This window comes from Chromobacterium sp. CCUG 30098 (assembly GCF_059916605.1).
This window is the reverse complement of record NZ_JAUCGS010000003.1, coordinates 435,580-448,101: the sequence shown is the minus strand read 5'-3', so window position 1 is coordinate 448,101 and position 12,522 is coordinate 435,580. Positions and strand designations below refer to the sequence as shown.

Genomic DNA, 12,522 nt, shown 5'->3' with positions numbered 1-12,522 from the left:
TCTTGCAGTGCAAGTGTTTGGTCATCGACCGAGCACTTACACCTATCGGTTATTCGTTCTGTTAAAGATCGGTGCAGATCGCTGCGTTTCGTTTCCGTCGCTGCGTTGTCTGCTGAGGAGGCGAACTATACGTCAGGCCCCTAAACCCGTCAACACCTTTTGCGAGAAAAACCTCAACAAAAGCGGACCCCGCAGGCCAAGCCCTTGATGCGGCAAGCAATATCCAAAAGGGATATTTGCCGACACACCTCAACCGCCCCGCCGAACCATGAAAAACGGGCCGAAGCTTAGCTTCGGCCCGTTCTCAATCTCACCTTTAATGATGGGAAGTCACGGCATAACCGGCAGCTTCTCCAAAGCCTGGACCAATTCCACCTCGATCAAGCACCAATCGCTGCCCTTATCCATCACCTTACCCAGGGAGAGCTGGAAATGCTTGCCCTTGGCCGTCATGTAGAATTCCTTGCCCAACACATATAAGGATAGCGGCAGCAATAAGGCGTTCACTACCTTGCCCGAGCGCTGGCATGGCACGAACAAGGCGATATGCCCGGCCAGCCAAACCTGTTCAGGCGGCAGCGTGGGATCGATCAGCCTCACATCGGTTGGCCGCAGCGAAGCCGCCACCGGTCTTCTACTCAGGGTTTCAACCCCGAGGTAGATCTGATCCGCCGAATTACGCTTCACTCGGCGCACCACGCCCAGACTCCAGCCATCCACCGATTTCTCGCGAAAACCGATCAAGGCGCCCAGGCCCACCCATTCGTTCCCCATCGCCCCCAAAGTCACACCCAGTCCGGTTTGGCTGACGTTGTCGACTTCCCAGCGCGAAAACTCTTCTTTTGCCGGCTGAGAAACAGCCTCCCCGCCCAAGGCAAGCCCAGGCATCGGCACGCCCTTGTCCCGCTTCCTGGTGGTAACGAAGCCATAAATACGGATATTGGCCGCATCATCGAAATTACCGTCTTCCAGCGCGCCCGTTTGCTTGGCCTCGTCCACGACCCGAATCAAACGGTGCAGCACGGGCAGGCGATACGCCACTTCTATGCTCTGCCCGGAAACGGGCACCCGCTCCGCCCTTTCAAAACGCATTTGCTGGGGGGCCCACTCCCGCATCAAAGCGCGCAAGGTATTGGCGTCTATGCCCGGCTCCATCATGCGTTTAATTTCAGGCGGCACTCTGCCGGCGTCCAATACAATGCTCCAGCCGTGCAGAATTTCGACCAGATCCGTCGTCCCCCAGTAGCGCGCGGCTTCGTCCACCAGGCCGCCCGACGCTCTTGCCGCGGGATGCGGTCCTTTTAAAGAGACCACAAAACTCGAATGTTCCGCGCAAGCCCGGGTTAATGACATACGGTTGCTAAGCACTTGCAGCAATTGATAGGCGAAGTGCAATTGCCTGGCGCTGAGATTGCCCCCGGTCAACACGGCGAGCATATGCAAGATGAGGAATTGATCCTGAACCGTCGTCGCAGGCTGACCATCGCCGAATAGAAACACCGGCACGGAATCGCAACCATGATGCTCGGCGAACCAATATAGCTGGTTGACCCCCAGCCAAAACGCCTCTTCCGGATTAAAGCTTCGAACCCAATGCCAACGCGCATGCTCGCCAAGATAGAACATCATCCGCGACAGCACGATGGGCAGCAGCGTCAGCACCTTGGCGCCTTCAACGGAATCGGCGTCGACCGTCAGCACATGCTGATAACTATCGATGAAGCATTTGCCGTACGCCAGTATCTGGCTTCGCAATTGCGCTTCCAGCGCCTTGGGCATGCGCGTATTCAGCAAGTATTGCGCGCAGAGGTTTTCGTGCAGCGATTCGGTCTCTTGATTGAGCGCCAGCAGCGCTTCGACGCGATCCACCGAGATATTGTGCCAATCCAACTCCAATGGCGACAGCAAGGCCACCACGCGCTCATGCGCGGCCGCCCCATGCTCCTTCTTCAAAGCCGCCACGAACTCCCTGGCCGCTTCCGCGCTGGCCAACGGGTCGGAGCGACCTTTAGCCCCTCTTGAAAAAAAATCCAGCATAGCCGCCCACTCTCAAGACAATGTCAGCACATTTCAATCACTACGCGAAACAGCTTGAACGCTACATCCATTTATAGCAAGCCGCAAGCCGGCCCGCTGGCCGTCGGACAAAGAAAAAGCGCCCATGACAGGCGCTTTCGAAATTCATTGCAAACCCGCAGTTTGCTTAGATAGCCAGAGCGTCCAGGGCTTTGCCGCTGGAGATCCACTCTTGTACCCACACCGGCTTACGGCCGCGGCCGGTCCAAGTCAGCTCCGGGCTGGCCGGGTGACGATACTTGGCTTCCACCGGCTTGCGCACGCCGCCGGTTTTGCCCAGCACTTCTTCCACGCTCAGACCATAAGCGCGAGCAAGTTCAATGATTTGTTTCTTGGCTTTGGACTTTTCTTCGCTTTCGCGGCGCTTGATTTCAGCTTCGACATCGGCGCGCAGAGCCACCAGCTGAGTAAAATCCAATTTCGACAGTTCCATTAGCATGTTCCCAAATATATTGTAAGAGTAGTGGTGCGTTACAGATGATAATGTAGCCAAGCCTTTCCACTCAAGTCAAGGAAACAAAACAGAAATTATCAATTAATTCTCAGCCCCCTCATTCAAGGAATAGGGCAGCTCCAGTTGTTGAAGCCTTATTGTGTACGCCTCGTCAGCGTAAATACCTTCTTCCCAGGCTTGAAATTGAACCACGGCCAAGCCTTCATATTGATCCGGCGCCACTTGGCAAACCGCAGCCACCATGCCAATCGACTGCCCCGCCACGGACGGGCTATAGAGTTTGGCGCCGATGGCGAGCGGCTGTTTAAATGCCACTTTGAACATGCGGCGCTTCATTTTCCCCAAATACTGCGATCTGGCGACGATTTCCTGCCCCGGGTAACAGCCTTTCTTAAAGCTTACCCCGCCAATCAATTCCATATTCGCCATTTGCGGCACAAACTGCTCCTGAGTCGCCAGACTGACCCAAGGGATGCCCGCGTCAATATCCCGCCAGTCCCAAACGCCGGAGGACACCAGGCTCGCCGCCTCCGTCAGCCTTGCGCCAAGCTGCTCTGCGCCGGCCTCATCCACCGCCAGCACCCAGCCCGCCCCGGGCAGGCCTATCAACAGGCCCAATTCAACTCGAATCATTTCACGCGGCCCAACGCTTGCCGCCAATGCCGGCTCAATGGCCAGCGTATTCAGCGCCGTCGCGCCTGCAAGGCCAATCAAGGTCAGATTATCCGCAATGGATACCTTCACCTTGGAGCGCAAGACAAACATGCTCAGGCGCTTGGCCACGTATTCGGCCAGATCCGCCGACACCGCCAGGCAATAAACGCCGTCGCTCCGCCAAACCAGGAAGCTGGCCAGCATTCGTCCTTTGGCTGAAGAGTAACTGCTGTACTGGGCATGGCTTTCGTCCGACAACTCCCGCACATCGCTGGAAAGCTGCCCTTGCAAAAAGGCCTCCGCGTCCTCTCCCGCCACCTGGATGATTTTATGCTTATCCAGAACCGATATTGCGGCGCCTGCGCGCAAAGACTCCAACTGCCGCAAATGAACATTCATTTCCGCCGCATCTTTATTTGCCCGCTCCGCGCGCGCATCCAGCCTGAGCTTACCGTCCAGATTCATTTAACCCACCTCAAAAACGCGGCTATTCCCGCATTGTCAACAAACGAAATTTTAACGCGCCGCCGCCTCCCTTCGCCAGCGGTGAATTGCGGGCGTCAACGCCACGTCCAAGCCGCCCGACAGACGCAAGCGATTTTCAGCCGCGCAAGTGTTGACAGCCCGACAGGCTGAAGCTATAGTTCGCCCTCACTCAAATCCCTGATAGCTCAGTTGGTAGAGCGACGGACTGTTAATCCGCAGGTCGCAGGTTCGAGCCCTGCTCGGGGAGCCACTCCGGCTCAGTTTGAGAATTGCTTGTTTTCCATTCCCTGATAGCTCAGTTGGTAGAGCGACGGACTGTTAATCCGCAGGTCGCAGGTTCGAGCCCTGCTCGGGGAGCCAAAACAAGCCCGCATCACCGCATTATGATCCCTGATAGCTCAGTTGGTAGAGCGACGGACTGTTAATCCGCAGGTCGCAGGTTCGAGCCCTGCTCGGGGAGCCAAAATTTCAAAAGCCACAATCTCCGGATTGTGGCTTTTTCCATTTTCGCTTCCGTTTTACAATCGGCCCACCCTCCCCATTGGAATAATAATGATTTCCAGACCGATTGCCTTCGCCGGGGGCGCCATCCTGCTCTGGGCCTCTCTGGCCGCGCTTGGCGCTCAAACACGCTCGCTTCCCCCTTTCTTCGTCGTTGGCGTCTGTCTGCTGATCGGCAGCCTGCTCAGCCTGCGCCATTACCGCGACTGGAAAGTCCCGGCGCCCACCCTGCTGGTGGGGATCTACGGCTTGTTCGGCTATCACTTCCTGCTGTTCTTCGCGTTTCGGCACGCGCCGGCGATGGAAGCCAATCTGCTGAATTACCTGTGGCCGCTGCTGATCGTCATGCTCTCCCCCATCCTGGTGCCGGGCACCGTGCTGCATGGCCGCCACATCCTGGCCGGCGCGCTGGGCTTCAGCGGCGCGGCGCTGATTGTCAGCGGGGGCAAGCTCGCCTTGTCCAGCAGCCATCTCGCCGGCTATCTGCTCGCCATCGCCGCCGCCGTGGTGTGGTCCACCTTCAGCCTGCTGACCCGCAGACTACCCAGCTTTCCCAATAGCGCGGTGGGCGGCTTCTGCCTGCTGTCCGGCCTGCTCTCCTTGCTGTGTCACGCCCTGTTCGAACCCAGCGTCGCCCCCAGCGCCGGCCAATGGCTGGCCCTGATCCTGCTCGGCATCGGGCCGATGGGCGGCGCCTTCTTTCTATGGGACCGCGCGCTGAAGGAAGGCGACCCCAGGCAGATCGGCTCCCTGTCCTACGCCACGCCGCTGCTGTCCACCTTGCTGCTGATAGGCAGCGGCCAGGGTCAATTGAACGCCGTCGCTCTGACCGCCATCGTGCTCATTCTTGGCGGCGCCTTGCTTGGCAGCCTGCCCGTCCGCTCACGCTCAGCCGCCTGATAGAAAGACCCGCGGTGGAGCGACGGCGACCGAATGTCCTATAATGCTTAACGCTATTTAAACAGAGGCCAACCATGTCCATTATTAAAGAATTCAAAGAATTTGCCATGAAAGGCAATGTCATCGATCTGGCGGTCGGCGTCGTCATCGGCGGCGCGTTCGGCGCCATCGTCAAATCGCTGGTCGACGATGTGATCATGCCCCCAATCGGCCTGTTGATCGGCAACGTCGATTTCTCCAATATGTTCTTCGTGCTAAAAGAAGGCAGCAAACAGCTTGGACCTTATGTGTCCGTGGCCGCGGCCAAACAGGCCGGCGCCGTCACGCTGAATATCGGCCTGTTCATCAATGCCATGGTCAGCTTCACCATCGTGGCTTTCGCCATCTTCATGCTGGTCAAGGCCATCAATCGGCTGAAGCGCGAAGAACCGGCCGCCGCGCCGGCCCCCGCCACCAAGGAATGCCCGTTCTGCGTGTCCAGCATTCCGGAAAAAGCTTCTCGATGCCCGCAGTGCACGTCTCAACTCTAAGAGCGGAGATTGCCCCGCTACGCCAACTGATTTAGAATCGGCTGGTTCTGGGGGAGTAGCCTCGGCGCGGTTTTCAGCGCCGGCATGCGTCAACAGGCTTGGCCATCACGGCCATGGCGCATGCGACGAAAACTTCCGTTTGGCAAGACCCATGACATGTCTGCGCAACGCGGGGCTGCGGCGCGGGCTTGTCATGGCGTATGCGCAGCCCCCGGAGTTTTCATGGAAGCCTTCCTTATTTCCACCGGCATCGTCGCTTTGGCTGAAATCGGCGACAAAACCCAATTGCTCGCCCTGATGCTGGCCGGCCGCTACCGCAAACCCATGCCCATCGTTCTGGGCATCTTCGTCGCCACCTTGCTCAATCATTTCGCCGCCGCCGCGGTGGGTCACTGGCTGATGAGCAAGATAGGACCGGACTTCATGCGTTGGGGCTTGGGTCTTTCCTTTCTCGCCATGGCGGGCTGGATGCTGATTCCGGACAAGCTGGATGAAGACAGCCGGCTCATGGAGCGCTTCGGCGTGTTCGGCACCACCTGTATCGCTTTCTTTATCGCGGAAATGGGCGACAAGACGCAGCTGGCCACCGTCGCGCTGTCCGCGCGCTTTCCCGAGGCCTTGCTGTTGGTGGTGGCCGGCACGACGCTGGGCATGATGCTGGCCAATGTGCCCGCGGTGCTCTTGGGCGAGGTGGCCGCGAAGAAGCTGCCGCAAAAGCTGGTGCACACCGTTGCCGCGCTCTTGTTCGCCGGCCTGGGCATTATCACCCTGCTAAGCCCGTTGCAGATCTGAGGCAACGCTCAAAACAAAACGGAGGCCGCGGCCTCCGTTTTGCTTTCCTACCGACCTGCAGCGCTTCAAGTCCGAGCGGCTCCGCGCCCAAGCGCCTCCAACAGCTGCTCCGGGTTGAAGCCCAGGCGGAAGCCGCCCCAATGCTTGCCGGACAACATGATGGGCAGCACCACTTCCGACAGCACCTCCCCGGTGTCGCGGGTATACGTCTGCAGCAGGAAGGATTGCGTGCTGCGCGCGGCCCGCAAACCGGCGGCATCGGCGAACTTGCGCTTGTCGCGGCTGTTGATCAGGTCCTTGGCCGCATCTCCGCTCAAGGGCTGGCTATACCAGCTATTGTGAGTCGGCGCGTAGCCGTTGGTGTCCACCGCCAGGCAGAACACGCCGCCGGGCACGGACTTGGCGGCGCGGTCGTACACCGGCTGCATCAGTTTTTCCAGCTTGGCGTCGTACTGAGTGCGGAACTTGGCCGGCTTGGCGCCGGCGATGGGCTGGTAGTTCTGATCGAACAGCGCCACGCCCGCGGCCAGTTGCGCGGCCATCATGGTTTGCAATTCATCCCGCGCCTCGCGGGCCGTTTGCATGATCTGGTCGAACTCGCCCTCGCCCAGAATGAAGCGCGCCACCAGTTGCTGCACCTGCTCCGCCGCGCCGGACAATTTGGTGGCCGAGTCTTCGGTATGGTTCAGACGGTCCGTCACCTGATGGCCCAGTTCGTGGATTTCCGCCACATGCAGATTGACCTGGCCATTGGAGGCGACGAACTCCGACATGGTGGCGGCGATCTGGCTGAGACTGCTCGCCGTGGTTTCGAAGTCTCCCATCATCTTGCTGAAATGGTCGGACGCCTTGGAGACGATCTCCCGCGCCGACTTGGTGTCCTCGGTGATCTGCGCGGTTTCCACCTGGGTCTCCGACACCAGCCCCAACATGCCGTCGATATTATGCGAAATCTCGTCGGTGGCCTTTTTGACCCGCTCGGCCAGTTTGCGCACCTCATCGGCCACCACGGCGAAACCGCGTCCGCTCTCGCCGGCCCGCGCCGCCTCTATCGCGGCGTTTAAGGCCAGCAGATTGGTCTGGTCCGACACGTCCTTGATCAGATCGACAATGGTCTTGATGCTGGAGGAGCGCTGACTCAGATCATCCACCGTGTGATTGAAATGCCCCACTTTCTGGTTGATGCCGTAGATGCTCTCCGCCACGGATTTGAGTTCGGCGTAGGATTCCCGCGCCACATCCAGATTGGCCAGCGTGGTGGACGAGATCGCCTGGGTTTGCTCAGTGACCTGGCCCACGCCCTCGGTGCTCTGATCGCTGGCGGCCCGGACCTGCGTCGCCAGCTGATCCTGCTTGCGCGCGCCCTCCAGCGATTCGACCACGTTCTTGCGGGTGCGCGCCGAATCCATCGCGATCCGCACCGTCATCAGCCGCACATTGCTGATGATCTCGCGCATTTTCAGCAGGAAACGGTTATACGACAGCGACAATTCGCGGATTTCGTCATGGGTGATGGTGGGAATGTCTCTGGACAGATCCCCCTCGCCGGCGCCGATTTCATTGAAAATCCGGATAATCATTTTCAGCGGTCTGACGATGAGAAAGCGCAGATACCAGACCATGAAGGCGATGAAAGCGACGCTGACCACCCACAGCGCCATCGTCCAAAACAGCGCGCCGTCGATGCTGGACTCGATGCCGGCCAACACCTGGGGCGAAGCGACCTGCCCTTTCAGCGAACTCCGTATGTTTTCCAGCACATAATAAACATAAGCCACCATGCCCAGCTGAAACACGCTGATGAAAAAGAAACTGCACAATTTCTTGGTCAACGTATCCCAGAAAGTCTTTTCCACCAGGGTATACACGCGCCAGAACCACTGCATGACTTCTCCTCTTGCTCCGCAATCCCGTTCAGCGGCTGGTGCCGGCCCCGCGCCCTCCGGCGCTTCGGGCCCGCCCGTCGCTGTTATCTAGAATTATTGTTGTTTATTGACTTCAGTCAGCCATGCTAAGCGATAGCGGCCTTGTTTTTGGAATAGTTGGCTGACTATTGATTATCATCAAATAGGCCATGTCAATGTATTACAAATCCCCGTTTCCGTGTTGCCTTCTCCACACCATCCAGCACTCCCGACCGCCAAACACCGGCACGCCCTCCGCCTGCGGCGCGCAACTCTCCAACACGAAAGCCGGCTCCAGCAAAGCGCTCAAGGCCGACATGCCCAAGCCGAACGGCGGGCCGCGCGGCGTGTCCGCGATAAAGAACACTCCAAGCAGCGCGCCGCCGGGGCGCAACAAGCGCGCCATCTTTTCCGCATAGCGGACATGCAGGCGGGGCGGCAACGCGCAGAGAAAGGCCCGCTCGAACACCATGTCGAAAGACGGCGTTTCCTCGACGGCGAAAAAGTCCGCCTGCCGGATATGGGCGGCCGCCTGCGGCCACTGCGCGCGAGCGATCTCCACCGCCTGCGTGCTGAAATCGACGGCCAGCACCTGATGGCCGCAGTCCAGCAACAGGGGCAAGTCTCCGGCGCTGCCGCAGCCGGGCAGCAAGATTCGACTGGCAGGCTGAGCTTGGAAAAACGCCAGGGCCTCCGGACTCAGCCACGCGCCCTCCCAAGGCGTCACGCCGTCGCGATAACGCACATCCCAAAACTCGGTCAAAGAACTGTCCTGCGCCATCGCCTTCCCCTCGTTCTATTCAACGCCCGCCTGCTCGCGCAAAAAGGCGGCCACCTGCGCCGGACTCCAGCCGGCGCAATCGCGCTGACACGCCGGCTCTCCCACCCGCAGCCAACGCAGGCAGTTCCCCTCCATGCGGAACCACAAGGGCAGGCAGGGCACGCTCATCCACTCGCCCCCATCCTCGCCCTGATGAAGCTCCGGCAGGCAGGAGAACACCGCGGCGATCTTCAATCCGCGCTGACGCAGCGGCAGCTGCAACCACACCCGCTCCCGCTCCTCCGCGTCCATGAAGCACCACTGCGAGATCTCGTCGAAGCTGCGCGCGCAGCCGCGGCAGATATCGTCGCCCACCGCGGTGGAACACACGGCGATGCAAGGCGAATCAGGGCGCTCCGTCGTCATGCCCCGGCCCTTGAAACAATAATGTCATATTTCTTGACGCGCCAAACTAAAGTGTCAGATAAATGAATAGTCATAAAAATAAAATATCCGCTGTCATGACCCGCAATGAAACCTTGATTTTCCGCACCTTACGCCTGCTGCAGACCATGCACATCCAGTATCTAGACGAACACAAACTGTTTCAGGCGCTCTCGCGCGAATCCGGCGGCGAATACAGCGCGGCCGACGTTCACGAGCACCTAGTCTACATGCAGCAAAACGGCTTGCTCAAACCCGTCCGCACCGCGGACAACCATACCGCCTACGCGTTGGATTGGGGCGGCTACGATTATCTGGACCCCACCTGAAAAATAAAAAGGCAGCGCGAAGGCTGCCCAGGGTCCGCGGCGCGACGACGCCCGCTTATAAATAATCCCGCATCCGGAAATAAGCCATGCCCAGCACCAAGGCCGGCGTGCGCAGCCATTTGCCGCCGGGGAAGGGATTATGACGAATCTTGGCGAACAGGTCGAAGCGCGAAGCGTCTCCGGCCACCGCCTCCGCCACCACCTTGCCGGCCAGGCCGGTGATGTTGACGCCGTGCCCGGAAAAGCCTTGCAGATAATAGACATTGCCGTCCAAACGGCCAAAGTCAGGGGCGCGGTTCACCGTGATGTCGCAAAAACCGCCCCAGGCATAGTCGATCTTGACGTCGGCCAGTTGCGGAAACACCCGCAGCATATCGCTGCGCATGCCGTCGGCCAAATGGGCCGGCTCGCGTCCGGAGTAACTGACCTTGCCGCCGAACAATAAGCGGTGGTCGGCGGACAGACGATAGTAATCCAGCACGAAATTGGTGTCGCACACCGCCATATCGTTGGCGATCAAGGCCTCGGCCCGCTCCTTCCCCAAGGGCTCGGTGGCGATCACATAAGTGCCGGCCGGCATGATACGCCGTTCCAGCTCCGGCACCAGCGCGCCGATGTAGGAATTGCAGGCCAACACCAGCTGGTCGCAATTGACCACGCCCCGATCCGTCGCTACTTGCGGCCGCGCCCCCCGCTTCAGATGCAGCGCCGGGCTTTGCTCGTAAATGGCCACCCCCGCCTCGCGCGCGGCGCGGGCCAGGCCCAGCGTGTAGTTCAATGGGTGCAGATGGCCGGAGCGCGGGTCGTACAACCCGCCCTGGTAGCGATCGCTGGCCAGCCGGGTCCTGAGTTCGTCCCGGTCCCACAGCTGCATGCCGCCATAGTCATAGGCCTGCGCCGCCTCTCGCTGCCAGTCCTCCAACTCCTGCATATGCCGCGGCTTGACCGCCACGCTGACATAGCCGCGCCGCCAATCGCAATCGATGCCGTGGCGGCGCACCCGTTGTTCGATGATGTCCACCGCCTCCACCGACATGTCCCACATCTGCTTGGCCAGGCTGTCGCCCAATTGCGCGCGCAGCGTGTCGACGCCGCAAGCGAATCCGGAAATCACCTGTCCGCCGTTGCGCCCCGAGGCGCCAAAGCCGATTTGCGCGCCCTCCAGCAGAACCACGGAGAATCCGCGCTCGCGCAGATTCAGCGCCGCCGACAAGCCCGCCAGCCCGCCGCCCACCACGCAGACATCGCAGTCGGCGACGCCTTCCAGCGCCGCCCCGGGCTCCCAGGGCAGAGCGGTGGCGACGTAATAGGATGGAGCGTGAGCCTGATGGGCAAAGCTAAGCATGAAGACCTCTCAATGAAAACAGGAATGGCGGCCAAAGCCGGGCGGACCAAACGCCTCGGGAAAGAGAAGAAAAAGCGGATGCCATGCGGCATCCGCTGCGGCGCGTGCGTGGGCGCTAGCGCGTCAACACCACCGGTACATCCTGGCGCCAACTGACGAAGACCGGATCTCCCCAGGTCGGCGCGGTTTCGCCCGCATCATACCAGCGCGAAGACGGCACCACTGATTTGACGACCTTGCCGCTGGCCAGTTTCACGTGATAGATGGAATAACTGCCCAGATAGGCGATGTCCTCCACCACGCCGGCGGCGACATTGGGGCCCGCCGGCAACGGCTTGATGTCCAGCCTCACGTCTTCCGGCCGAATGCTGGCCCAGACGTGCATGCCCTTGGGGCCGGTAATCCCGTGGTCGATGCGGATGTCCCCGCCCAGCTCCGGCGAGCGCACTTCGACCAGATCCGGCTCGTCCACCACCACCGCGCCCTCGAAAATATTGCTCTCGCCGATGAATTCCGCGGTGAAGCGACAGCTGGGGTAATCGTAAATTTCGGACGGGGTGCCCACCTGCAGCAAGGAGCCTTCGCTCATGATGCCGATGCGGCTGGCCATGGTCATCGCCTCTTCCTGATCATGGGTCACCATGATGCAGGTCACGCCCACCTGTTCGATGGTATTGACCAGCTCCAGCTGGGTCTGCTGGCGCAGCTTCTTGTCCAGAGCGCCCAGAGGCTCGTCCAGCAGCAAGAGCTTGGGCCGCTTGACCAGGCTGCGCGCCAGCGCCACCCGCTGCTGCTGACCGCCGGACAATTGATGCGGCTTGCGGTTGGCGTACTTGCGCATCTGCACCAGATCCAGCATCTTGCCCACCCGCTCCGCGATCTCCTCGCGCGGCACCTTGTCCTGTTTCAGGCCAAACGCCACGTTCTGCTCCACCGTCATGTGCGGAAACAAGGCGTAGCTCTGGAACATCATGTTCACCGGCCGTTCGTACGGCTGCAGGCCCTGCATGTCCTCCCCGTCCAGGATGATGCGGCCAGAAGTCGGCGTCTCCATGCCCGCCAGCATGCGCAGCAAGGTGGACTTGCCGCAGCCGGAGCTGCCTAGCAGGGCGAAGATTTCATTTCTGCGGATATCCAGATCCACATGATCCACCGCGACATGATCGCCGAACTTTTTCAGTACGCCGGCAATGCGCAGATAAGCCTTGTCGGCGTCGGCCTGGGTTCCGGCGGCCTGGGCGTTGTGGGCGGAAAAAGCGGACTGGGCCGGTTTGGCGGCAATAGCTTGCGTCATTGAGTCGTTCCCTCTATTGCAATTCCGCAGCGGCGCGGGCCGGCTGCGTCCGC

Annotated in this window: 12 protein-coding genes, 3 tRNA genes and 1 riboswitch; of the genes, 7 read left to right on the top strand and 8 right to left on the bottom strand. The window is 60.2% G+C overall.

The features are described from left to right. Positions 1-330: 330 nt before the first annotated feature. The 3 genes from QUG03_RS10335 to ygfZ form a co-directional block, all read right to left on the bottom strand. The gene (locus QUG03_RS10335; RefSeq protein ID WP_500819942.1) at positions 331-2,037 is read right to left on the bottom strand and encodes a cyclic-di-GMP receptor FimW-related protein; all 1,707 of its coding nucleotides are present in this window, start codon (positions 2,035-2,037) and stop codon (positions 331-333) included. A gap of 166 nt (positions 2,038-2,203) precedes the next feature. Continuing rightward, positions 2,204-2,509 (bottom strand): H-NS histone family protein, encoded by a 306-nt coding sequence (locus QUG03_RS10330; RefSeq protein WP_048414938.1) that lies wholly within the window; start codon positions 2,507-2,509, stop codon positions 2,204-2,206. 102 nt (positions 2,510-2,611) lie between these two features. Further along, complete coding sequence (gene ygfZ / locus QUG03_RS10325) at positions 2,612-3,649, bottom strand: CAF17-like 4Fe-4S cluster assembly/insertion protein YgfZ (protein WP_107798409.1); 1,038 nt, start codon at positions 3,647-3,649, stop codon at positions 2,612-2,614. 195 nt (positions 3,650-3,844) lie between these two features. Between ygfZ and QUG03_RS10320 the strand changes: the two genes are divergently transcribed. From QUG03_RS10320 to QUG03_RS10295, 6 genes are all read left to right on the top strand, one after another. Further along, a tRNA-Asn gene (locus QUG03_RS10320) sits at positions 3,845-3,920 on the top strand. A 34-nt stretch (positions 3,921-3,954) separates the two neighbouring features. Further along, positions 3,955-4,030, top strand: a tRNA-Asn gene (locus QUG03_RS10315). A gap of 27 nt (positions 4,031-4,057) precedes the next feature. Beyond that, positions 4,058-4,133: transfer RNA gene (locus tag QUG03_RS10310), tRNA-Asn, on the top strand. Positions 4,134-4,222: 89 nt separating this feature from the next. Continuing rightward, positions 4,223-5,071, top strand: coding sequence for a DMT family transporter (locus tag QUG03_RS10305; RefSeq protein ID WP_486636737.1), 849 nt, complete (start codon positions 4,223-4,225; stop codon positions 5,069-5,071). Positions 5,072-5,145: 74 nt separating this feature from the next. Continuing rightward, on the top strand, positions 5,146-5,601 hold the full coding sequence (mscL, locus tag QUG03_RS10300) for a large conductance mechanosensitive channel protein MscL (protein WP_107798407.1): 456 nt from the start codon (positions 5,146-5,148) through the stop codon (positions 5,599-5,601). A 38-nt stretch (positions 5,602-5,639) separates the two neighbouring features. Continuing rightward, positions 5,640-5,823, top strand: a riboswitch (yybP-ykoY riboswitch). After that, a complete protein-coding gene (locus QUG03_RS10295) occupies positions 5,824-6,393 on the top strand; it encodes a TMEM165/GDT1 family protein (protein WP_107798406.1) in 570 nt (189 codons plus the stop codon). 65 nt (positions 6,394-6,458) lie between these two features. On the opposite strand, the gene QUG03_RS10290 is transcribed toward QUG03_RS10295, so the two are convergent. From QUG03_RS10290 to QUG03_RS10280, 3 genes are all read right to left on the bottom strand, one after another. Then, positions 6,459-8,279, bottom strand: coding sequence for a methyl-accepting chemotaxis protein (locus QUG03_RS10290; protein ID WP_488877941.1), 1,821 nt, complete (start codon positions 8,277-8,279; stop codon positions 6,459-6,461). Positions 8,280-8,478: 199 nt separating this feature from the next. Beyond that, complete coding sequence (locus tag QUG03_RS10285) at positions 8,479-9,060, bottom strand: methyltransferase domain-containing protein (protein WP_500819941.1); 582 nt, start codon at positions 9,058-9,060, stop codon at positions 8,479-8,481. A gap of 33 nt (positions 9,061-9,093) precedes the next feature. Then, positions 9,094-9,483: a DUF1289 domain-containing protein gene (locus QUG03_RS10280; RefSeq protein WP_474455884.1), complete on the bottom strand. Its 390-nt coding sequence runs from the start codon at positions 9,481-9,483 to the stop codon at positions 9,094-9,096. A gap of 95 nt (positions 9,484-9,578) precedes the next feature. On the opposite strand from QUG03_RS10280, the gene QUG03_RS10275 reads away from it, so the two are divergent. Then, the gene (locus QUG03_RS10275) at positions 9,579-9,830 is read left to right on the top strand and encodes a hypothetical protein (RefSeq protein WP_107798402.1); all 252 of its coding nucleotides are present in this window, start codon (positions 9,579-9,581) and stop codon (positions 9,828-9,830) included. Between the two features lie 55 nt (positions 9,831-9,885). Here QUG03_RS10275 and QUG03_RS10270 read toward each other — a convergent pair whose 3' ends face one another. Then, complete coding sequence (locus QUG03_RS10270) at positions 9,886-11,175, bottom strand: NAD(P)/FAD-dependent oxidoreductase (protein ID WP_500819940.1); 1,290 nt, start codon at positions 11,173-11,175, stop codon at positions 9,886-9,888. A 115-nt stretch (positions 11,176-11,290) separates the two neighbouring features. Beyond that, complete coding sequence (locus tag QUG03_RS10265) at positions 11,291-12,469, bottom strand: ABC transporter ATP-binding protein (RefSeq protein ID WP_500819939.1); 1,179 nt, start codon at positions 12,467-12,469, stop codon at positions 11,291-11,293. Positions 12,470-12,522: the final 53 nt, after the last annotated feature.